At 66.9% G+C, this 21420-nt stretch carries 19 protein-coding genes and 1 tRNA gene; 7 read left to right on the top strand and 13 right to left on the bottom strand.

Annotated features, from left to right (window positions below):
• Positions 1 to 53: 53 nt before the first annotated feature.
• The 4 genes from dnaJ to GY812_07140 all read right to left on the bottom strand — a co-directional run bounded on the left by dnaJ (position 54) and on the right by GY812_07140 (position 4827).
• Positions 54 to 1163, bottom strand: a complete 1110-nt coding sequence (dnaJ, locus tag GY812_07155; protein ID MCP4435261.1) for a molecular chaperone DnaJ — start codon at positions 1161 to 1163, stop codon at positions 54 to 56.
• A gap of 9 nt (positions 1164 to 1172) precedes the next feature.
• Entirely contained in the window at positions 1173 to 1733 is a 561-nt protein-coding gene (locus GY812_07150; GenBank protein MCP4435260.1) for a nucleotide exchange factor GrpE, read from the bottom strand.
• Positions 1730 to 3604 (bottom strand): molecular chaperone DnaK, encoded by a 1875-nt coding sequence (dnaK, locus tag GY812_07145; protein ID MCP4435259.1) that lies wholly within the window; start codon positions 3602 to 3604, stop codon positions 1730 to 1732. Before dnaK ends, GY812_07150 begins: the two co-directional genes overlap by 4 nt.
• 224 nt (positions 3605 to 3828) lie before the next feature.
• A complete protein-coding gene (locus GY812_07140) occupies positions 3829 to 4827 on the bottom strand; it encodes a glycosyltransferase (GenBank protein ID MCP4435258.1) in 999 nt (332 codons plus the stop codon).
• Between the two features lie 106 nt (positions 4828 to 4933).
• Between GY812_07140 and GY812_07135 the strand changes: the two genes are divergently transcribed.
• Positions 4934 to 5695, top strand: coding sequence for a phosphoglyceromutase (locus GY812_07135; GenBank protein ID MCP4435257.1), 762 nt, complete (start codon positions 4934 to 4936; stop codon positions 5693 to 5695).
• 1 nt (position 5696) lies between these two features.
• On the opposite strand, the gene GY812_07130 is transcribed toward GY812_07135, so the two are convergent.
• Positions 5697 to 6440 (bottom strand): ParA family protein, encoded by a 744-nt coding sequence (locus GY812_07130; GenBank protein MCP4435256.1) that lies wholly within the window; start codon positions 6438 to 6440, stop codon positions 5697 to 5699.
• A gap of 156 nt (positions 6441 to 6596) precedes the next feature.
• Between GY812_07130 and GY812_07125 the strand changes: the two genes are divergently transcribed.
• The gene (locus tag GY812_07125; protein MCP4435255.1) at positions 6597 to 8882 is read left to right on the top strand and encodes a 4Fe-4S dicluster domain-containing protein; all 2286 of its coding nucleotides are present in this window, start codon (positions 6597 to 6599) and stop codon (positions 8880 to 8882) included.
• 27 nt (positions 8883 to 8909) lie between these two features.
• On the top strand, positions 8910 to 9362 hold the full coding sequence (locus tag GY812_07120) for a hypothetical protein (protein MCP4435254.1): 453 nt from the start codon (positions 8910 to 8912) through the stop codon (positions 9360 to 9362).
• 13 nt (positions 9363 to 9375) lie between these two features.
• On the opposite strand, the gene GY812_07115 is transcribed toward GY812_07120, so the two are convergent.
• Positions 9376 to 9942: a dCTP deaminase gene (locus tag GY812_07115; protein MCP4435253.1), complete on the bottom strand. Its 567-nt coding sequence runs from the start codon at positions 9940 to 9942 to the stop codon at positions 9376 to 9378.
• A 349-nt stretch (positions 9943 to 10291) separates the two neighbouring features.
• Here GY812_07115 and GY812_07110 point away from each other — a divergent pair.
• Positions 10292 to 10362 (top strand) — tRNA-Gly (locus GY812_07110).
• A 149-nt stretch (positions 10363 to 10511) separates the two neighbouring features.
• Here GY812_07110 and GY812_07105 read toward each other — a convergent pair.
• The gene (locus GY812_07105) at positions 10512 to 11336 is read right to left on the bottom strand and encodes an SDR family oxidoreductase (GenBank protein ID MCP4435252.1); all 825 of its coding nucleotides are present in this window, start codon (positions 11334 to 11336) and stop codon (positions 10512 to 10514) included.
• 415 nt (positions 11337 to 11751) lie between these two features.
• Between GY812_07105 and GY812_07100 the strand changes: the two genes are divergently transcribed.
• Together GY812_07100 and GY812_07095 are read left to right on the top strand one after the other, a co-directional pair.
• Positions 11752 to 12030: a 2TM domain-containing protein gene (locus GY812_07100; protein ID MCP4435251.1), complete on the top strand. Its 279-nt coding sequence runs from the start codon at positions 11752 to 11754 to the stop codon at positions 12028 to 12030.
• 402 nt (positions 12031 to 12432) lie between these two features.
• Positions 12433 to 13500, top strand: coding sequence for an antibiotic biosynthesis monooxygenase (locus GY812_07095; GenBank protein MCP4435250.1), 1068 nt, complete (start codon positions 12433 to 12435; stop codon positions 13498 to 13500).
• Between the two features lie 167 nt (positions 13501 to 13667).
• Here the strand turns inward: GY812_07095 and GY812_07090 are convergent, their stop codons facing one another.
• The 3 genes from GY812_07090 to GY812_07080 form a co-directional block, all read right to left on the bottom strand.
• Positions 13668 to 14066, bottom strand: a complete 399-nt coding sequence (locus tag GY812_07090) for an MmcQ/YjbR family DNA-binding protein (GenBank protein MCP4435249.1) — start codon at positions 14064 to 14066, stop codon at positions 13668 to 13670.
• A gap of 161 nt (positions 14067 to 14227) precedes the next feature.
• Positions 14228 to 15616, bottom strand: coding sequence for an aspartate aminotransferase family protein (locus GY812_07085; protein ID MCP4435248.1), 1389 nt, complete (start codon positions 15614 to 15616; stop codon positions 14228 to 14230).
• Positions 15617 to 15637: 21 nt separating this feature from the next.
• Positions 15638 to 17176 carry a carbohydrate kinase gene (locus tag GY812_07080; protein ID MCP4435247.1) on the bottom strand — a complete coding sequence of 513 codons (1539 nt, stop codon included), beginning with the start codon at positions 17174 to 17176 and terminating at the stop codon, positions 15638 to 15640.
• 142 nt (positions 17177 to 17318) lie between these two features.
• Here GY812_07080 and GY812_07075 point away from each other — a divergent pair, with 142 nt between their 5' ends.
• Positions 17319 to 19106, top strand: a complete 1788-nt coding sequence (locus tag GY812_07075; GenBank protein MCP4435246.1) for an alpha/beta hydrolase — start codon at positions 17319 to 17321, stop codon at positions 19104 to 19106.
• Between the two features lie 126 nt (positions 19107 to 19232).
• On the opposite strand, the gene GY812_07070 is transcribed toward GY812_07075, so the two are convergent.
• The 3 genes from GY812_07070 to GY812_07060 form a co-directional block, all read right to left on the bottom strand.
• Positions 19233 to 19730 carry a DUF1269 domain-containing protein gene (locus tag GY812_07070; protein ID MCP4435245.1) on the bottom strand — a complete coding sequence of 166 codons (498 nt, stop codon included), beginning with the start codon at positions 19728 to 19730 and terminating at the stop codon, positions 19233 to 19235.
• Between the two features lie 108 nt (positions 19731 to 19838).
• Complete coding sequence (locus tag GY812_07065; GenBank protein ID MCP4435244.1) at positions 19839 to 20516, bottom strand: ABC transporter ATP-binding protein; 678 nt, start codon at positions 20514 to 20516, stop codon at positions 19839 to 19841.
• Positions 20517 to 20536: 20 nt separating this feature from the next.
• Positions 20537 to 21394: an ABC transporter ATP-binding protein gene (locus GY812_07060; protein MCP4435243.1), complete on the bottom strand. Its 858-nt coding sequence runs from the start codon at positions 21392 to 21394 to the stop codon at positions 20537 to 20539.
• Positions 21395 to 21420 lie beyond the last annotated feature (26 nt).

Below are 21420 nucleotides of genomic sequence, written 5' to 3'. Positions count from 1 at the left end.
CGTGCTTTCGGGTCGCGAACGGAACGAAGTGCTGCGCGGGGGTCGTGCACAGCTCACCTCGCCGGCTCGGTGGTCGCCCGCGGGGACGGAGTCGCCAGGGCCAGCGCCTCGAGTGCTTCGCGCTGTGCGTCGTTGAGCTGGGCCGGGACGTCGACCTCGACGGTGACCAGCAGGTCACCGGTGGACTTCGAGGTCTTCACCCCGCGGTCGCGCACGCGGAAGGTCTTTGCCGATTGGGTTCCTGCAGGCACCCGGATCGTGACCGGGTCACCCTCGAGGGTGGGCACGGACACATCCGCGCCGAGCGCTGCCTCGGCCATCGTGATCGGAACGGTGATCGACAGGTGGTCGCCCTTGCGGCCAAACGTCGCGTGCGGCTGTACGTGCACCCGCACGAACAGGTCGCCGTCGGGTCCGCCGTTGAGCCCGGCTGCGCCACGACCCTTGACGCGGATGCGCTGGCCGTCGCGCACGCCCCTCGGGATGCGTACCTTGATCTCGCGCGGGCGGTGCACGGCGCCGGCTCCCGCACAGGTGGGGCAAGGCGTCTCGATGACCGAACCACGGCCGCCGCATGCCTGGCACGGGCGGCTGAAGCTGAAGAAGCCCTGGTCCTCATCCACCGCCCCGCGGCCGTCACAGACGCCACAAGGTCGCGGTGACGTGCCGGGCGCGGCTCCGCTGCCGGAACAGTCGGGACACCTCACATCGGAGGTGACCTGCACGGTGGTCGTGGCACCCGCTATGGCTGACTCGAACGGCATGGTGAGCGCCGCCTCGAGGTCCTGGCCCCGCTGGGGCCCCTGCGGACGGCGCGTGCTGCGGTTGCGGCTGAACATGCCACCCAGCAGGTCGCCGAGGTCCACCCCGTCGAATCCGCCACCGGGACCGGGGCCACCGCCGGGCGCGAACCCACCGGCCATCGGACCCATGGCACGCACCTCGTCGTAGCGGCTGCGCTTGTCGGGATCGCCAACCACCTCGTAGGCGGCGGAGACCTCCTTGAAACGCTCCTCGGCGGCAGTGTCGCCCGGGTTGGCGTCGGGGTGAAGCTGACGCGCCAGTTTGCGGTAGGCGCTGGTGATGTCCTTGGCCGACGCGTCCTTCGCCACGCCGAGCGTCGCGTAGTAGTCCTTGTCGAACCACTCCCTGTCAACGTCCATCGGCTGCTCCTACCCGCGCACCTTCACCATCGCGGCACGCACAACGAGGTCCTTCCACAGGTACCCGGTGCGCATCACTTCTGCGACCACCGCGTCGCCTTCGCCGGCCTCGTGCATCACTGCCTCGTGGATGTTGGGGTCGAACGGCTCGCCCAACTCACCCACGGGCTTGAGCCCCTGGGCCTCGAGGATCCCGAGCAACTGGGCGCGGACCGGTTCGACCTGGTCCTCGCCATGTGACAGCGCGGCGTCGCAGGCATCCAGCACCGGCAGAAGCTCGCGCACGAGGTCAGTCGCCGCCCTCGCCCGCTGCTCGGAGGCCTGCGTCTCGGTCCGACGCTTGTAGTTCTCGAACTCGGCCTGCAGCCGCCGCAGGTGGTCGAGGTACTCGTCGCGCTCGCCCTCGAAACGACGCGCCAGCTCGACGGCCTCTGCCACGGCTGACTCGGCGGTCTGCTCGGTGGCTTCCATGGCCTCCACCGACAGCCCGTCGGAGGGGTCGGCATCGGTCGGCCCCTCGGCGGGATCCGGTGCCGCCCCTTCCGGGGACGGCCCGTCGGAGGGGCTCACTGTGCTTCCTCGTCACCTTCGGTCTCAGCGTCGTCGACAACCTCCGCGTCGACGACCTCTGCATCGACGACCTCGTCGTCGTCGCCCGAGGCGTCACCCTGCCCGGGTGCACCCTCGGCGCCGGCGGCGGACTCGGCCGATGCCTGCTCATAGAGCACCTGGGAGACCTTCTGACTGGCTTCCATGAGTTGCTCGGTCGCACCCTTGATCGCGTCGGCATCGGTGCCGCCGAGGGCTTCCTTGAGTTCGGCCAGGGCCGACTCGACCGTGGAGCGGTCGTCGTCGGGCAGCTTGTCGCCCTGCTCGGAGAGCAGCTTCTCGGTCTGGTACACGAGCGAGTCACCGGTGTTGCGGGCGTCGGCCTCTTCCTTGCGGCGAGCGTCTTCCTCTGCGTGGGACTCGGCGTCGCGCACCATCTGGTCGATCTGGTCCTTCGAGAGCGAGGACTGACCGGTGATGGTGATCGACTGCTCCTTTTCGGTGGCACGGTCCTTGGCGGACACGTTGACGATGCCATTGGCGTCGATGTCGAAGGTGACCTCGATCTGCGGCATCCCGCGCGGGGCCGGTGGGAGGTCGACCAGCTGGAACTTGCCCAGCGTCTTGTTGAAGTCGGCCATCTCGCGCTCACCCTGAAGAACGTGGATCTCCACCGACGGCTGGTTGTCCTCAGCGGTGGTGAACACCTCGGTCTTGCGGGTGGGGATGGTCGTGTTCCGCTCGATCAGCTTGGTCATCACGCCGCCCTTGGTCTCGATGCCGAGCGAGAGCGGAGTGACATCGAGCAGCAGCACGTCCTTGACGTCGCCCTTGAGCACGCCCGCCTGGATGGCGGCGCCCATGGCAACGACCTCGTCGGGGTTGACGCCCTTGTGAGGCTCCTTGCCGGTGAGGTCGTGCACGAGTTCCTGCACGGCAGGCATACGGGTGGAGCCGCCGACCATGATCACGTGGTCGAGGCCGTCCTTGGTCACACCGGCGTCCTTGAGCGCCTGCTCGAAGGGGCTCTTGCACCGGTCGATCAGGTCCTGGGTCATCTCCTGGAACTTGGCCCTCGTGAGGGTCATGTCGAGGTGCAGCGGCCCGGAGTCGGTGGCGGTGACGAAGGGGAGGTTGATCTGGGTCTGCGCCACCTGGCTCAGCTCGATCTTGGCCTTCTCGGCAGCTTCCTTGAGGCGCTGCATCGCCATGTTGTCCTTGGAGAGGTCGACTCCGTTCTCATTCTTGAACTGGGTAACGAGCCAGTCCATGACGCGGTCGTCCCAGTCGTCGCCACCGAGGCTGGTGTCGCCATGGGTGGACTTCACCTCGAACACGCCGTCGCCGATCTCGAGCACCGACACGTCGAACGTGCCGCCGCCCAGGTCGAAAACGAGGATCGTCTGGTCGTCGCTCTCGGCATCCATGCCGTAGGCGAGCGCCGCCGCGGTGGGCTCGTTGATGATTCGCAGCACCTCGAGGCCGGCGATCTGGCCGGCTTCCTTGGTAGCGGTGCGCTGGGCGTCGTCGAAGTAGGCCGGCACGGTGATCACGGCCTGTGTGACGGTGTCACCGAGGTAGGACTCGGCGTCGCGCTTCAGCTTCTGCAGGGTGCGTGCCGAGATCTCCTGCGAGGTGTACTTCTTGCCGTCGATCTCGGTGGACCAGTTGGTGCCCATGTGGCGCTTCACCGAGCGGATCGTGTGATCCGCGTTGGTGACGGCCTGGCGCTTGGCAACCTCGCCGACGAGTACCTCGCCGTCCTTGAACGCGACGACCGAGGGGGTCGTGCGGGCGCCTTCTGCGTTGGGCACGACGACGGGCTCGCCGGCCTCGAGGGCGCTGACGACGGAGTTGGTCGTGCCGAGATCGATTCCTACGGCCTTGGGCATGTCTGGTGCTCCTGTTTCTTCTTGTCGCGGGCGGCGTCGCGTGGTCCTGCGCCCGGCTTCTTGGGGGTTGTTCGTCTATTTGTAGGGGCATCTGCGCCGGATTACAAGGCGGATGCGCCTGATCATCGTAGCAAACTTGAGTGCCTAATTGTCAGGTTTGTGAGTGAGGCTGGGAGCGCCCACAGAGAACGGCCCTCACAGAAGCAGACGGGGAATCCGCAATCTCAGCCGCGGCGCAGGCCCAGCAGCCGGCGAGCGCTCCCGGCGGACGAGCGCAACGCTTCATAGCCGCCCTGGCCGAGCAGGCTCATGGCCCTGGCGGCCGCTCCCAGGCGCCAGTAGTCGGGGGTCGTCATCACCGCCGGGTCGTGGCGGCGCGCAGAACGGCGGTAGGCCAGAGCCTTGGTCGCGTCACGCTCGTCGTTCAGGCTCTGCCAGGCGAGGATCTTGTCGATGTGCGCAGTGGCCCGGGGACGCAGCTCGCGGCGCTTCGCGGATACGCCCGCGAAGGCGTTGGTGAGCAACCGACGGTAGGCCAGGTCCAGCGAATCGACCGCCGTGGAGGAGTTCGAGTCGTGGCGCCGGTAGTGGTACAGCACGTCGCGCACCAGCCCGACCCGGTAGCCGGCCGCGATGCGGATCCAGAGCTCCCAGTCCTCCACGTCGATTGGGAACTCGTCGCGGTTGACCTCGAATCCGCCGAGCTCGTCCAACACCGCCCTGGGCACGAGCGTGGCCGACATGCCGACCGGATTGGCCGTGACGAAGTACTCCCAGCAGTCGCCCTCGGCCTCATGGGCCTCCACACGGCCGGTGGGCGACCCGTCGGCCAGCACCACCTGGTACCAGCCGTACACGAGGCCCACCGGGCGGTCGTTGGGCTCGCTGGACAGCTCGTCGTAGCGGCGCAGCATGGCTTCGAGGGCATGGGGCACCCAAACGTCATCTGAGTCGCAGAACGCAACCAGTTCACCGCGGGCCTCGTCGATGCCCCGGTTGCGGGCGGCCGCGACGCCCGCGTTGTCCTGGCGCACCACCCGCACGCGGTCATCACCGACCCGGGCGGCCCATCCGGCGAGGTCGTCATCGCCACCGTCGTCGACCAGCACGACCTCGAGGTCCTCGAAGCCCTGCCCCAGGACCGCGTCGAGCGTCCGGGGCAGCCAACGCAGTGAGTTGTGGCACGGGATCACGACCGTGACGCGCGGGCTCGACTCGCTCATCGCGGCGAGTGTAGGCCCGGTGTTGGCCCGGGCAGCCGCGCTGGGGCAGCATCACAGGGCGACAAACAGGCCGCCGCAAGTGGCGAGCCAGGCCCCGGGAGGCCCGATGCCAGAACTCGTACTGCTCCGCCACGGCCAGAGCGAGTGGAACAAGCTCAACCTCTTCACCGGCTGGTACGACTGCGACCTCACCGAGGCCGGCGCCGCCGAGGCCGCGGCCTCCGGTGACATGATGCGCGACGCCGGCTTCCATCCCGACGTGGTGCACACCTCGCTGCAGGTGCGCGCCATTCGCACGGCCAACCTCGCCCTCGACTCCATGGGCCGGATGTGGATCCCGGTGCGCCGCAACTGGCGACTCAACGAGCGCCACTACGGTGAACTGACCGGCAAGAACAAGGCAGAGACCACCGAGCAGTACGGCGCGGACCAGGTGAAGGTCTGGCGCCGCAGCTACGACACCCCGCCGCCGCCGATCGAAGCGACCAACGAGTACAACCCCAACGACGACGAGCGCTACGCATCACTGCCGCCCGAGCTCGTTCCCGTGGGCGAGTGCCTGAAGGACGTGGTGGAGCGGATGCTCCCCTACTGGTACGACGCGATCGTGCCCGACCTGCGGGCTGGCAACCGGGTGCTCGTGGCCGCCCACGGCAACTCGCTGAGGGCTCTGGTCAAGCACCTGGACGGCATCTCCGACGACGAGATAACCGAGCTCAACATCCCCACGGGTGTGCCCCTGCGCTACGAACTCGGCGACGACATGTCACCGACCGCTGACATGCCAGTCGAACAGCGCTACCTGATGGACCCCGCAGAGGTGAAGGCCCGCGCTGCCGCAGTAGCCGCCCAGGCCGCCGGCAAGTAGCTCAGGACATCTCCAGGCGGTCCTCGACGTCGGACCACAGTTCGCGGAACGCCTTGGCCGACAGATTGCGCGGCGACGCGATCACAGCGGGGATCTGCTCCAGACCCATCCGCTCAACCGAGGACGACAGGGGCACCGCGGCTCTGGAGAAGCGCTCGTCATCCTCGACCTTCTGAAGCATCTGGCGATGCAGAACCTTTCGGCGATCGACCATCGACAGCACGGCCAGCAGCGGCAGTCCGTCATTGTTGTCGTCGATGAAGTCCGACATCTGGTCGAGGCTGCGCACCGCCAGGGGTGCGGGCACGATCGGGGCCAGCACAAGGTCGGCCGCCGCAAACACCGACTCGGCCATCACGCCGAGCCCCGGCGCGCAATCGAGGATCGCCACGTCGTAGTCGCCCGCCACCGGCCGCAGCAGCTTGCGTATGGCCCGGTCGGGCCAGCGTCGCGCCGACAACACGGTGTCGACCACCCTGAAGGACTTGTCCGCCGGCACGACGTCCAGGCCGTCATAGTCGGTGTGGCGGACGAACGCCTGGAGGTCGCGCTTGCCGCCGAGCATCCGCCCGGCGCCGCCCTTGACCTTTGCCTTGAGACGGTAACAGTGGGTCGCGGCTGCCTGGGGGTCGAGGTCCCACAGCAGCGTCCGGCGCCCGGAGCGGGCAGAGAGCATGGCGAGGTTGACCGCCACCGCGGTCTTGCCCACCCCTCCCTTGGCGCCTGCCACGGCGATGACCCGCATGTGTTTCCCCTGTCTCGGCACGCTGGATGTCCTGCGGACACCCGCTGATGATTCGCCCATTCAACCCCACCAACCGGCCCAGAGTGGGGAGCCGCCACAAGACACACGGCCTGAGGATGTGTACAGGGTCACCGCCGCGGTAGGTTTCTGGTCGCTATGACTGCAACAGAGACCGCCCCCGACGTGTCCTCCGAGAAGCCCGAGGTGCCAGGCCCCAAGCGCCTCCAGCCCTACCAGATCGCCATCGTGGTCGGTGTGCTGGTCGCGCTGGTGACCGTGGGTTCGGGCATCTTCGCCGCGATAACCCAGTGGCACGACGACAGCCCAGTGACCCGCGAGGTGTTCGCCAACATCCCCACCTGGCTGAAGGTCACCTTCTACACGGTGGTGCCGATCGTCATCGTCTACGGCGGGTTCGTCTTCGCTCAGCGGATGAAGAACTGGAACCGGGGCGGCCCCGACCGCCGCGACATCACGCCGAAGAACGCCAAGAAGCGCCTGGAGAACCTGCGAGCGGGCCTCTACATGCAGACCCTGCTCAGGGACCCAGCCGCCGGCATCATGCACTCGCTCATCTACTTCGGCTTCCTGATCCTCCTCGCCGTCACGACCGTGCTCGAAATCAACCACCAGCTGCCCGAGTCCGCGAAGTTCCTGCACGGAACCACCTACCAGGCCTACTCATTCGTGGGCGACGCAGCCGGCGTCGTATTCACCGCCGGCATCGTGTGGGCCATCGTTCGTCGCTACATCCAGAAGCCCTACCGCATCCGCATCAAGACCAAGCCCGAGCACGCAGTGATTCTCGGCGTGCTGCTGCTGATCGGTGTGAGCGGGTTCCTCGCCGAGGGCGCCCGCATCGCATGGGAGGGCACCCCGGACATCGAGAAGTGGTCCTTCATCGGATACCCGCTCGCCCAAGCCGTCGACGGCATGAGCGAGAGCGCCCTGTCCACGCTGCACCAGACGCTGTGGATCATCCACGTGCTCAGCTTCATCGCCTTCCTGCTGATCCTGCCGGTCACGATGCTGCGCCACATCTTCACCTCGCCGCTCAACATGTACCTGAGCGACAAGGACCGCCCGAAGGGCGCCATGAAGGCGATGCCCAACCTCATGGAAACCGAGATGGAGTCCTTCGGCGCCAGCGCCGTGGAGGACTTCACCTGGAAGCAGCTGCTCGACACCGACGCCTGCACGATGTGTGGCCGGTGCACGGCGGTGTGCCCCGCCCACGCCACCGGCAAGCCGCTGGATCCCCGCGAGATCGTGCTCAAGACCGGCGAGGTCATGGACGCCACCGGCGATCCGGTTGTGTCGCCCCCGATCGGCGTCGACGCCGAGATCACGGTATCCGCCGATTCGGTGTTCGAACGGATCACGTCCGACGAAGTCTGGGCCTGCACCACCTGCAAGGCCTGCGACGAGAACTGCCCGGTCAACATCGAGATCCTCGACAAGATCCTCGACATGCGACGCTACCTGTCGCTGATGGAGTCCGACTTCCCGACGGAGCTCGGCGCCGCCTACCGAGGCATGGAGAACTCCGGCAACCCGTGGGGCATGTCCCAGACCGAACGGGCCGACTGGGCCAAGGACCTCGAGGGAATCGAGGTGATCGACGGCGGCGACCCCTTCGAAGCCGAGTACCTCTACTGGGTCGGCTGCGCGGGAGCATTCGACGACAAGAACAAGAAGGTCACGCAATCGATGGCCAAGCTGCTCCAGCGAGCGGAGGTGAGCTTCTCGATCCTCGGCCCGTCGGAGAACTGCACGGGTGATCCGGCCCGCCGTTCGGGCAACGAGTACATCTTCCAGATGCTCGCCATGCAGAACATCGAGATGCTCAACGAGATGGGCGTGCGCAAGATCGTCACCCAGTGCCCGCACTGCTTCAACACCCTCGGCAACGAGTACCCGCAGCTGGGCGGCCACTACGAGGTCGTGCACCACAGCCAGTTCCTCGAGGAGCTCATCGACTCGGGCCGCCTCGACCTGTCCGGCGCGAAGCTCGACGAGCGCATCGTGTACCACGACTCCTGCTACCTCGGCCGCCACAACGACGTGTACATGGCGCCCCGCAAGGTGATCGGTTCGCTCGAGGGCATCGACATCGTGGAGGCCGACCGCAACGGCACCAAGGGCATGTGCTGTGGCGCCGGCGGTGCGCGCATGTGGATGGAGGAGCACATCGGCAAGCAGGTCAACGTGGAGCGCTCCCAGGAGCTGCTTGCGACGGGCGCCGAACGTATCGCCACTGCGTGTCCCTTCTGCTACGTGATGATCGACGACGGCGTGAAGGCCCAAGGCGTCGAGGAAGACGATGTGAGGGTCGGCGACCTCGCCATGCACCTGCTCGAAGCCCTCGAGAACGCCGAGCCGATCGCTGCGGCAGTCAGTGCCGGTGACGCCATCGACGCCGGCGACACCCACGACTCGTAGGACCCGCCACAGGAGGTACGGACTGCGATGAACGACACGCCGACCTCATCGGGGCGGGTGCGCACCGCCGCGAGGCTCCTGCTCGGCGCGTTCCTCGTGTTCGCCGGCGTGGGTCACATGACCTTCCAGCGCGAGGAGTTCCAGGCCCAGGTGCCGGGATGGTTCCCGCTGGACGCGGACCTGGTCGTGCTCGGATCGGGCGTGGTCGAGATAGCGCTGGGAACCTCGCTGATCGGGTGGCGGTCGCGCCGCGTTCAGGTCGGCTGGGTCACAGCTGCGTTCTTCTTGGTGATCTTCCCCGGCAACATCGCGCAGTACATGGAGGGCACTGACGCCTTCGGCCTCGATTCGGACTCCGCCCGGCTCACTCGGCTGTTCTTCCAGCCGGTGCTGATCGCGTGGGCGCTGTGGTCGACCGGCGCTTGGCGGTCGTGGCGCAGCCCGTCGGACACGCTCACGCAGGACCCGGCTCCCGACTGACCCACCAGGCGCACTACTGGTCGAAGTTCTTCCAGTACTGGCTGGGTGTCGGTCCGACCTGGCCGCGGTACTTGGAGCCGAGTGAGTCGGCGCCGTAGGGGACTTCGGCGGGGCGGTCCATCCGCAGGAAGCTGAGCTGGCCGATCTTCATCCCCGGGTAGAGGGTGATCGGCAGGGTCGCCACATTGGAGAGCTCGAGTGTGAGCTGGCCCTCGAAGCCCGCGTCGACGAACCCGGCTGTCGTGTGGATCAGCAGTCCCAACCGACCGAGCGAGCTCTTGCCCTCGACGCGGCCGACAATGTCATCGGGCAGGGCGAAACGCTCGGCGGTGGCGCCGAGCACGAATTCACCCGGGTGGAGGATGAAAGGCTCCTTCTCGTTGGCCTCCACCGGCTCGGTGAGGTCACTGAGGTCTTCCTTGACGTCGATGATCGCCCGGGTGTGGTTGCGGAACACCAGGAACCGCGGATCGAGGCGGACGTCGATCGAACTGGGCTGCACCATGGCGTCGTCGAAAGGGTCGACGACGATTCGGCCTTCGCCGATCTCGGTTCGGATGGTGGCATCGCTCAGGATCACGCCGAGCACCGTAGCTGTCCCGGCAGACGGGTGAGGACGAGACGAGGATTCCCATGTCACACGGACAGACGGACGGGTCAGCCGGTGCGTGTGTGTGCCCAGAATGGAGCCGCACTGGGTCTGATGGACCGGCTTGCAGGCGGACCGGCGATATAGGGAACGCGCTTGTGGCCCCACACCTGCGCCCACATCGAGGGGTTCCATGCCGGGGCCTGACGCCCGTCTGCTAATTTCGTCGGCCGTGACTCCCGGCAGGCACACCCCCAGAATCACCTAGTATTCCGGGGAACACTCCAATAGGTCACAAATCGCCCACAATCCAACGGAGCACTGGATTTTTGGCGATCTCGCGGGTGTAGTTCAATGGCAGAACTTCAGCTTCCCAAGCTGATAACGCGGGTTCGATTCCCGTCACCCGCTCTCTCAGATCCCAACACTGGCGCGGGATGCGGCCTCCGAGGGCCCTCAGCTGGCCCTGATCGCGTTACGGGCGGTCCGCGGGAAGCGTGGAGCCTGCTCCACGTTGCCGTGGATCGGCTCCATCGAACGGGTCGGCTCGATGCGCATCCCTAGAACATGGTCTTCTGCGGGCGGATCACGAGCTCCTCGATGTTGAGCTCGATCGGCTGGGAGATCACGTACTCGACGGCCTGCGCGATGTACTCGACATTGCCGACCATGGCCTTCATGCCCTTCTGGAGGTCGTCGATCTGGTCCTCGGGGACCCGGCCCTCGTCGTCGAACTCGATCTCCTCGACCCCGGCCATTGCGGCCATCCCCTCGACAAGACTGCGGTCCACGTTGCGGGTGAAGTTCGTGGCGAACACGCCGGGAAGGATCGAGGTCACCCGGATGGGTTCCTCCTGGAGCTCGAGGCGCAGCGACGAGTTGATGCAGTTCACGGCGTGCTTGGTGGCGCCGTAGAAGCCCGACTCGCGGCGCAGCGCAGCCACCGAGGAGATGTTGATGATGTTCCCCTCGCCTCCCCCGTCGCGCATGGTCCGGATCGCGGCCTGGCAGCCGACGGCGAGGGCGAGCACGTTCACCTCGAGCATCGAGCGCCACATCTCGACGTCTCCATCGGCAATCGTGGAACCCACGTCACCGAACCCGGCGTTGTTCACCATCACGTCCAGACGACCCGTCGCATCGGCCGCGCCGGAGATCCACTCCTGCAATGCCGCCGAGTCGGTGACGTCGAACACGGACACGTCCGCCCGGCCGCCTGCGGCGGCGATCTCCTCCGCGGTCTGCTCCATCGGCTCGGCGGTTCGGCCCATCAGGAACACATGGGCGCCGAGTGACCCGAGGTGTCTTGCGATGCTGCGCCCGATGCCGCTAGAGGCGCCGGTGACGCAGACGGTCAGTCCATCGATCGTGCGGGAAGTGGTCATGTGTGCCTCCGTGGTCTGGGCGACCCTCGCAGCTGGCCGCACGGACGTCAACGCGCCCGCTCCGATCGGCCCGCAGTCCCCCGTAACACCAGAAGTGCACATTCGTCAGCGGCACCGGCCAGAGACCAGGCACCACAGGGTCGACGACCTCCCGGCCGAACAGGACGGCTTCGCACCATCAGCTTCCCAAGCTGATAACGCGGGTTCGATTCCCGTCACCCGCTCGATCAGATCCCGGCCAGTAACGGGATCTCAGCTCTTGGTAGCCAAGTCTGCCCAGACGCCCGTTTCGGTCGGGGAGTTGAGCTGGGAAGGCAAGTGGGTCGGTGCCACGGCTGTGAGTCTTGTGGACGGCGCAACCGGTCGACCTCAGAACTAGTTGTGAGTCGAACCGAACTCGAATACCGTCGGATCCATGAGCGGACCAATCACATCGCGGGACCAGGCCCTCGAGAGCCTCAAGGCCAAGCGGGCGTTCAAGACCGTCGCAGTCTCCTACGTCATCATCAACGCGTTCCTCTGGATCATCTGGGCCGTCACCGGCGCCGGCTATCCGTGGCCGGTCTGGGTGACCCTCGGGTGGGGAATCGGAATGGCCTTCATGGCGTGGAACACGTACGGCTCGAAGCCGATCACCGAGGCCGACGTGCAGGCCGAGATGAACCGCAGCGAGGGCCGGGAGGGGCCCGTCTGACCCCGGGGGATTCCCAAGCTGATATCGCGGGTTCGATTCCCGTCACCCGCTCTCTCAGACACCGCTGTTCGCGAGGGGTGTCGCAGTAGGAAACTGCTTCGCAAGTCATGCGGGCAAGCGGCGGCAGTGACTGGCGGCTGGTAGTCAGAAGTCTGGCAATCTGACGGCTGGACGAGAACTCGGTTGCGGTGTTGTGGTCGTCAGAAGATCCTCGGGATTCAGGGGTTCGTGAGCGGCGCGAACTACATCACCGCCTGCGGGCTCCTCCAGGTGTGGACGCGAACGAGGTGGACCTCTTGGCACGCGAGCGTCAGTTCGACTGTCTCGCCGCCATGGGCCGGTTCGTCGACCGGCGGGAGGCTCCGGGGCGTCGGAATCACAACGTCGTCGTCATACAGTTGGTTGACCACGCGAGCCACCCGGATCCAGGAGGTCGGTGCATCGATGTCCTCTATGCCAGACGGCACGACCCAAGGCGACGCGGGACCGGACGCGGCTGTGTCCGAGGTGACACTCATCGCCGGCCGCCCGGTCCGAGCCGGCAGCGAGAAGGACTTCGCAGGGTGGGCGGAGGGACTCGTGGCAGACGCTGCCAACGCGTCGGGCTGCCGCGAGGCACGGAGCATTCCCCCATCTGAGGAGGGTGGCGAATGGACCGGCCTGTTCCGCTTCGACACCATCGCGAACCTGCGGGCCTGGATGGATTCGCCCCGGCGCCAGACCATGCTGGAGGACGTCTCGGCAATGGCGGCCGGCCCTGCGAGCCAGAGGGTGATCACCGCCCCGGGGGCCGAGCATCCGGCTCCGCTCGCGACCCTCGTGATCGACTACCCCGTGGAAGCTGCCCTCACCGATGACTTCCTCGCCTGGTACGACAGAGTCCTTCAGGCGCAACGAGACGACGATGAGTTCCGCGGCTCGGAGCTGTTCCGGCCTGTACCCGGCGTGCAGCTCGAATGGACTGCCGTGTTCCGTTACGGGAGTGCCACTGCCATGGAGGCCTGGTTGCAGTCCTCGGCATGGGCCGACCTACGAGCCGATGGACGCCGATTCGGCACGCCCGTCGTACGACGAATCGACAGCTCGTTCGGCTCCTGGTTCGAGGGGTCCGACAGCGACCAATCCGACGACGCGTCCGAGGCGCGACCGAGCCGGACACGCACTGCGGCGTCGATCGTGCTCGGGTTGTACCCGACCGTGCTGGTGCTGTCGGTGGTGCTCGGCGTGGTGCTCCCCGCGGACCTTGCCCTTTGGGAACGCCTGCTGTTGACAAACGTGTCCGCAGTCGTCGTGATGACGTTCCTCACGATGCCGTATGTCGTGAATCCCCAGCTCGGGAAATGGACCCGCTGCGACCGGCGCGAAGAACGGGCCCTGTACCTGCGAGGGTGGGCCCTCATCGTCGGGGTCGTGGCGTGTGTCGCCACTCTGGGTTGGCTGGTCACCACGGTCATCTGGACGCTGCCATGACGACGACAAACCCGTTCACCGAGCCCTGCCGCCTGGCCCAACACGACCGGCACGGCACTCGACATCGCCGTTGCACAACCTTCGGCTTGCCAAGCTGACGACGCGGGTTCCATTCCCGCCACCCGCTCAACAGCAGTGACCCTGATGGGGTCACCCGGTCGTGGGTCTCAATCAGGACCGTCGTCCAACTCGGCCACGAGCTTCCTCGGAGCGGTCAGGCGGTAGGAAGCATCCAGCAGCTCGGCGACCTCTGACCAGTCGGTCGAGTCGTCGATGTCGAAGCCGATCCAACCCGACGGAGCGAGATACGCCGGCTCGTAGACGGCGTCGAGTTCCAGCAGCGCACGCCGCTCATCGGCCTCGGCCAGCACAACGATGCAATGTGGGTGCTGTTCGTACTCACCGTCCACCTTCACCGATCCGCCGTAGTAGGCGAACACCTTCTTCGTGAAGAAGGCCGGACGACCATGGGAGACCTTCTCATCGGCGCCGGGCATGGCGAGGGCGGTCTCGCGAACCTGCACCAGCACGGGGTCGTCGTCATCGAACATCTGCGGATGGGCCACGGCAGCGAGGGTAGAGCCCGTCGGATGCCGACAGGCCGACCTTGTGCTTGCCCACCTCCTCGAGCATTGCGACCATCATGTGCGCGTCCTCTCGGCGACCGTCGTGCTCGACGGCCTCGATGAAGTCGGAGACGCTGGCCGTGTTCTTCTAGGTCTTGAGGTCAGCCATCGGGCAGCTCCTGCTGGGAGTCCATGAGGTCCTCCATGATCGAGCGGATGAACACGCCCGCTTCCTCGTTCATGCCGCCTTCGACCCCGCCGTAGATGGCGCCGCTCGCGGGTTGCTCATCAGCGTGCTGCTTCGCATACGGCACTGCCTCTGCGAGGTCCGCCGCAAAGGTGTCCACCACCCCGGGCTGGGTCTGCGGACGAGTGACGGCCATGTGGATCGCGTTGGGGTACTGCTGGCCGTTGAAGCGCCAACCACGCTGACGCATGAAATCGTTCACGTGGTAGATGTCGAACTCGTCGGAAGTGAAGCTGAAGCAGAAGCTCGGATCGCCGATCACGTGTAGCTCCGGATAGCTCCGAACGATGGCCTGCATCGCGTATGCGGTCTCGAAGATCGCCTTGGCGTAGTCGAGGTAACCCTTCTCACCGAGGCGCACCATGCCGGCCCAAGTGGCGGCGATGAGGCCGTTGGAGCGCGATCCGTCCATGCCCGGCGAGCAGTACTTACCGCCCGTCCAGTCCTCGAGGTAGAAGTACTGCGAGTTGCGCAGCGCCTTGTCGCGGAACAACAGCACAGAGGTGCCCTTGAAGCCGTAGGCGTACTTGTGGGTGTCCGCACTGATCGTGGTGACTCCGGGGTGGCGGAAGTCGAACGCCGGGATGTCGAAGCCGAGCTTCTCGCCCCACGGCAGGATGAACCCGCCGAGGCAGCCGTCCACGTGCAGGCCAACGCCGCGCTCGAGCGCCAGGTCGCTCAGCTCGCCGATCGGATCGATGGTGCCGTAGCCGTAGTTGCAGGCGGAACCCATGATCGCGACGGTGTTGTCGTCGATCGCCTCGGCCATCACGTCGGGGTCGACCTTGGTCGTGTCCGGGTCCACCGGCACAGTGCGCAACTCCACGCCGAACAGGTGGCACGCCTTGTCGAACGCCGGGTGCCCCGTCTCCGGCTTCACGAAGTTGGGCTCCATGACGCCGCTCTCCTGCTGGGCCCGGTCGCGGTAGGCGAGCACGGCATGAGCAATCGAGCCGGAGCCACCGCTGGTGACCAGGCCGACCGGCTCGGTGCCCCGGACGGCCTCGCCGTGCATCAGAGCGAGGGTCATGGCGATGATCTCGCCCTCGAATCGCGTCGCGCTCGGGCACATGTCGCGCTGCAGCGTGTTCATGTGGGCGAACTTGCCGAACGCCTGCTGCATGAAGTCGTAGTGGTCGTGGTCGCCGCAGTACATGGTGCCGGAACACTTGCCGGTCTCCCAGAAGGCGTCCTCTTCGGTCGCCATCTCGGCCAGCTCGGCGAGGATCGCAGACTCGTCTCGCCCCTCGGCGGGAATGGCCCGCATGACTTCGAAGCGGTCGGCGTATGGATGAGCGGTCATCTGGTCTCCTCGCGGCTGTCGTCAGCCGTTCAGTGCTTCATGAATGGGCAGCAGCGCGGTGTACGCCGCTTCGAACTGTTCGTGCATCTCGTCGTAGAGCTGCCGGTTGGCCGGCTGCGGCTCAAAGCGTGCAGCTAGCTCGGGTCGCGTGTCGAGATCCGCGCGGTCGATCACACCGTGGCGTTTGCGGGCCAGCGCGGCCACGCCGCCGGCTACCGCCCAGTCGGCGTTCTGGAGCGACCCGATCGGCCGGTCAAGTATGTCGGCCAGGATCTGGCACCACTCGTGTGACCGCGCCGTGCCTCCCAGAAAGGCGATCTCGTCCATCCGGGAGCCGGTGAAGTCCTCTGCGAACGGCAACAGCCACCGGAGGTTGTGGGCGACTCCCTCGGTGACCGACCTAACGAGCGACGCGCGCGTTGACTCCAGCGACATGTTGATGAAACCGCCCCGCATGGTCGCCGAGCTCGACGGTGACAGCGAGCCGTTGAGCCACGGCAGGAACAGCACGCCGCCGCTACCCGCATCCACCGACCCGAGCGCCGCGTCGAGCATCGCGAACTCGTCGTCGGTCTGGTGGTCGGCGAGGGCATCCACCGCGTGCACCACATGAACGAGGATGTGCTCGAGGGCACGCCCACCGATGCCGTTCTCCGCCCACAGCACGTAGGTGTCATCGAACGGGCTCGGCATCGACAGCAGCTCGTGGTCGAGGTCGACGCGCTTCGAGTCGAGAGTGTCGATCAGCACGCTCGTGGTGCCGATCGACAGGCCGCCCCGCCCCGGCTCGAACGCACCGGTTGCGACAGCTGCTGCAACGGTGTCGTTTACCCCGCCGTACACGATCGCCTCGGCCGGCAACCCGACCTGCTCGGCCACATCGGCGCGCAGCGTGCCCACGGGCTCATCGAATGCGGCGAGCCTCGGCAGGCGGTCGGCGTCGATACCACTGAGGGTCACCAGCTCGGGGTCGTACTCGGTGACACCGAGCGTGCGGTTGTCGCACAGCTGGCTCATGAACATCGTGCCCTGGTTGGCCGCGACCTCCCCGGTGAGCTTCATGGTGATGAAGTCCATCGGCTCGAGCCATGTAGCAGTGGCGGCGTGGACCTCCGGGCGCTCGTGCTGGAGGTGAAGCATGTGAGCCAGGGCGAGGCCGTTGCCAACCGGTGGAATGCCGTGATGGTCCACCCAGGTGTCCATGGCGCCGTCGGCGGCGAGGAGCTCCCAGCTCAGGTCCGTGCCACGCTTGTCGGTCCACATCACCATCGGTGCCACCGGATCGCCGGCCGCGCCCACCGGTACGATCGACGAATACTGGCTGCACACGCCGATGGCTCCGACCTCCGCCGCCACGGGCGGAGCGCCGGCGCAGGCCTCGGCGATCGCATCGCAGGTCGCCAGCCAGGTCTCGCCGGCGTCCTGCTCACCGATGTGACCGTCGGTGTGAGTGGTCAGTGAACGGCGCGCCGACGAGGCGATCGCGCCCGATCCGTCGACCAGCACGACCTTCACGTTGGTCGTGCCGACGTCCACACCCAGGGCTGCGCTTCGGTTCACCGCCACATCATTGCCGACTGCGACACCCACCGGCACTGCCAACGCGGGCTTCGAGGGCTCTCAGATCGACCACATCGCGCCGAAGGAACCGCACCCTTGCCTAGTTACCATCGGGATGGTGCCGACGAATACACGCCCCCGAATGCGCCGCAAGCCCGTGCGGCTGGCAGCAGCGATCGTGTTCACGCTGGCCCTGGTGGCCTCCGCCTGTTCGGACCGCAACTCGGTACTCGATGCCGAGGCCAGCAACGAGCGCGGCGAGTCCACTGGAGCGAGCGCATCATCGGGTGACCTGCAGTGGGGTGGGTGCGCGAGCGAGATGGCGCAGCTGCGCAGCGACAGCGACATGGCGGGGCTGCTTCCGCCGCTCGAATGCAGCACCCTTGCCGTGCCGCTGGACCACAGCGACCCGAACGGCGAATCGATCGACCTCGAACTCGTGCGCCAGGAGGCGACCGGGTCCGACAGTGAGCGCATCGGTTCACTTCTGTTCAACCCCGGTGGGCCCGGCGGTTCCGGAATCGAGTTCCTCGCCAACGCCTCGGCGATCATGCCCGACGAGGTCCAGGCCCGGTTCGACCTGGTGAGCTGGGACCCGCGGGGCGTTGCCGAGAGCACGCCGGTGCGATGCCTGTCCGACTCGGCGAAGGACGAGCAGATCGAGGGCGACCTGAGCCCCGACACCGAGGCCGAGCTGGAGCAGGCGGTCGAGGACCAGGAGGAGTTCCTGCAGGGCTGCGAGGCCAACCACCCCGACATGATCGAACACATGTCGACTGCCGATGTAGCCGCCGACATGGACCTGATCCGCCAGGCACTCGGCGACGACCAACTCAACTACGTCGGCTTCTCCTATGGCACCGCGATCGGCGCCACCTACGCAACCATGTTCCCCGACAAGGTGCGCGCAATGGTGCTCGACGGGTCCGTGTCACCCTCGGCAACGGATGTTGAGCAGGGCGTGGCGCAGGCCCAGGGGTTCGAGCGGACGTACCTGAACTTCGTGTCGGCTTGCGACTCCGACCCCGAGTGCGCCCTCTCCGGCAGCACCGCCGCGACGGTTGACTCTTCCAGGGCCGCGCTCGACGCCGAGCCGCTGGCGGTGGACACACCCAGCGGAGAACGCGAGCTGACACGGGACCTGTTCGACCTTGGCCTCGCCACGGCGCTGTATGACACAACCACCTGGGGCCCGCTCGCGCGCTCGATCCGGGACCTCGAGGATGGCGGCGGCGAGTTCCTGCTGTCGCTGGCCGACCGGCAGCTCGGCCGCAACCCCGACGGCACGTGGGACAACTCCTCTGACGCACAGACCATGGTCGGTTGTGCCGACTCCGGCTACCGCCCCAGCCTCGAGCAGGCCGTCGAGGACGGCGACACGCTGGCAGCCGCCTCGCCGACCTTCGGGGACATCTTCCGTACCGGATCGATCGGTTGCCTGGACTGGCCGCTGGCCGCCAATCCCGTGCCCGAGTGGACCGCCGCAGGCGCTCCGCCGATCCTCGTGATCGGCACGATTGGCGACCCCGCCACTCCTTACGAATGGTCAGAGCAAATGGACGACGCGCTGATCGAGTCGGTGCTGCTCACCTACGAGGGCGATGGCCACACGGCCTTCCTCCGGGCCGGCCCCTGCATCAACGACGCCGTGGTCGCGTACCTGGTCGACCTCACGTTGCCCGCTGCCGGCACGAGATGTGCCGCAGCAGACGCGGGTGACGGCGGCTCGTTCGCGGGGATTCGCCAACAGCTCATAGACGAGATCACCGCAGCCGGACTTCCCGCGGATGTGGCCAACTGCATCGTCGACTCCCTGGAGAACGAATTCGGCGCTTCGGGCCTCGACGAGCTGCTGCTCGGCGACGACATCGACGCCCTCACCGAGTCGGTCTCGCGGGCCACCCTCGGCTGCATGACCGGCGGCTCCTGACACGTCCGCCGTCGGGGACCGACCGGCGACCGCTTCAGGCCACCGATCTGTTGGTGCTGGGCCACGCCTGGCGTGGTCCAGCACCAACGGAACATCGATGAGGTGGGCGTCAGCCGAGCCAGTGACTCAGGCGTCGGCGCTGCCACCGGTGAGCTCACGCTGGAGCTCTTCCTCGACCTCGTTGGAGAGGGAGGTCTTGATGACCGTGCCGCCGAACGGTGCCAAGCCCTCGAGGGCCTTGTCGCCCGTCATCTGCTCAACGATCATGAACAACGCCGAAGTGCCGGGCTGAAGGGCCTCGCGCACCTGCTCCTGGAAGTTCTTGTCGATCGAGTCCTTGGCGAGCTTGCCGCCGAGGGCGCCGAACGCTGCTCCGAGCGCCATCCCGAAGAAGGGGATGAAGAACAGCACGCCAAACAGCAGACCCCAGAAAAGGCCCCAGGTGGCACCCGCGCCGACCTCGTGCTGGTTGGTGATCGTGCGGAACTTGCCGTCTTCCTTGCGCACGATCGCGGCCAGCGCGTCGGGCTGGATGATGAGGTCCTTCGCGAGCTCCTCGGCCTTGTCGAGCGCCTGCTCGGCAGTGGTCATGTCGTCATATCCGATGGCGATCAGGTCAGCCATGTGGGGGGTCCCTTCTTCTCCGCCGTAGCGGTCGTGGCCCGCGTCTCGAGCCGGACGGGAATTGTACCGGCGGCCCTGTGAAGAGTGGATCGCACGGTCGGACCCGGCTCAGCCGAGGTAGCCCTGCAGCAGGGTCTCCCAGTCCGCCGCTATTTCCGAAGCGCTGCCCGAGGCCACCACGTCACCGTGGTTGAGCATCACGGCTCTGTCGGCGACCTCGAGGGCCATCGGAGCGTGCTGCTCCACCAGCAGGATTCCGCACCCGGACTGCTCGGCGATCGACCGCACGGTGGGAAGCAGGCTCTCGACCACGATCGGGGCCAGCCCGAGGCTCATCTCGTCGATCATCAACAGCTTGGGTTCGCGCAGGAGCACCTGGGCGAGGGCGAGCATCTGCTGCTCGCCGCCCGAGAGCAGGCCGGCGCGGCGGTCCATGAGCGGCCGCAGCGCAGGGAACCAACCGAGTACCCGACCCTTGGCCTCTTCGCGCATCTTGCGGGACACTCCGACGTCGAGGTGTTCCTCGACCGTGAGGCCCGGGAACAGCCCCCGGTCGTCGGGCACCTGGGCCAGGCCCTCGCGGGCGAGCCGGTACGGCTTGCGCCCGGCGACCGACTCGCCGAGGTACTCGATCGTGCCGGCCATCGGCGACAGCAGACCCGAGATCGTGAGCAGCGTGGTGGTCTTACCCGCTCCGTTGGGGCCGAGGAGGGCTACGACCTCGCCCTCTGACACCGACAGGTCGAGACCTCGCACGACGGCGAGTCCTTCGTAGCCGGCGTCCAGCCCGGACACGTCGAGCACCTTCACGACTCTGCCCCTGCTCCATCGGGGTCGGCGTCGGCGTCCGCTTCGGCGAACCGGCCAACGGTCGGCGGCCGGGCGGGATCCTCGCTTGCCGACTCGGCCTTTCGCTCGGCGCCAACACCGAGGTATGCCTCGATCACCTTCGGGTCGTTGCGGATCTCATCGGGAGTGCCCTCGGCGATCACGGAGCCGAAGTCGAGCACGTACACCCGATCACACACGCTGAGCACCAACTGCGTGTCGTGGTCGATCAGCAAGCCTGCGGTACCCGAGTCAACGATGTTCCGCAGCTTCTGCCCGAACTCCTGGCTCTCCGCGGAGTCGAGGCCGGCTGCCGGCTCGTCGAGCAGCACCACCGACGGCTCCGAGGCGAGCGCGCGGGCGACCCCCACGAGCTTCTGGGTGCCATGTGGGAGCTCGGTTGGCTTCTCCGACGCGACGTCGCAGAGGTCCATCGCATCAAGGGCCGCTTCCACCGCCACGCCGTCACGGGTGCGGGAGGGAGCGAGAGCGTCTACGAACAACTCGCGCCAGCCGGCGCGGTGCGCAGCCACCTCACAGTGCTGACGCACGCTGAGGTCCTCGAACAGTTCCACGGACTGCCATGTGCGCGCCATGCCCGCCCGCGCCCGCTCGTGGGGCTGCGCCTCCGACACGTCGGCACCGGCGAGGATCACGCGACCGGTGTGGGCGGTGAACCCGGTCATGGCGTCAACCGTGGTGGTCTTGCCTGCACCGTTGGGGCCGATCAGCCCAACCAGCTCGCCCTCGCCTATTCGCAGGCTCGTGTGGTCCACGGCGACGACACCGCCGTAGTGGACACTCAGGTCCAGGGTCTCGAGAAGCGCGTCGAACACGGCACGAGACTCTAGGCGACGGTCAC

It is taken from the genome of Actinomycetes bacterium, assembly GCA_024222295.1.
Lineage (GTDB): Bacteria > Actinomycetota > Acidimicrobiia > Acidimicrobiales > Microtrichaceae > JAAEPF01.
Note: the sequence above shows the minus strand (reverse complement) of the source record. Positions and strands in the feature narration are given on the sequence as shown.

Bases quoted from the DNA above. Each gene is read 5' to 3' on its own strand.
- GY812_07105 (MCP4435252.1), bottom strand. From the start codon at position 11,336: ATGACCACTTCCCGCACGATCGATGGACTGACCGTCTGCGTCACCGGC.
- GY812_07120 (MCP4435254.1), top strand. From the start codon at position 8,910: ATGAACGACACGCCGACCTCATCGGGGCGGGTGCGCACCGCCGCGAGG.
- GY812_07070 (MCP4435245.1), bottom strand. From the start codon at position 19,730: ATGGCTGACCTGATCGCCATCGGATATGACGACATGACCACTGCCGAG.
- GY812_07075 (MCP4435246.1), top strand. From the start codon at position 17,319: ATGCGCCGCAAGCCCGTGCGGCTGGCAGCAGCGATCGTGTTCACGCTG.
- GY812_07130 (MCP4435256.1), bottom strand. From the start codon at position 6,440: ATGCGGGTCATCGCCGTGGCAGGCGCCAAGGGAGGGGTGGGCAAGACC.
- GY812_07140 (MCP4435258.1), bottom strand. From the start codon at position 4,827: ATGAGCGAGTCGAGCCCGCGCGTCACGGTCGTGATCCCGTGCCACAAC.
- GY812_07100 (MCP4435251.1), top strand. From the start codon at position 11,752: ATGAGCGGACCAATCACATCGCGGGACCAGGCCCTCGAGAGCCTCAAG.
- dnaJ (MCP4435261.1), bottom strand. From the start codon at position 1,163: ATGGACGTTGACAGGGAGTGGTTCGACAAGGACTACTACGCGACGCTC.
- GY812_07085 (MCP4435248.1), bottom strand. From the start codon at position 15,616: ATGACCGCTCATCCATACGCCGACCGCTTCGAAGTCATGCGGGCCATT.
- dnaK (MCP4435259.1), bottom strand. From the start codon at position 3,604: ATGCCCAAGGCCGTAGGAATCGATCTCGGCACGACCAACTCCGTCGTC.
- GY812_07135 (MCP4435257.1), top strand. From the start codon at position 4,934: ATGCCAGAACTCGTACTGCTCCGCCACGGCCAGAGCGAGTGGAACAAG.
- GY812_07125 (MCP4435255.1), top strand. From the start codon at position 6,597: ATGACTGCAACAGAGACCGCCCCCGACGTGTCCTCCGAGAAGCCCGAG.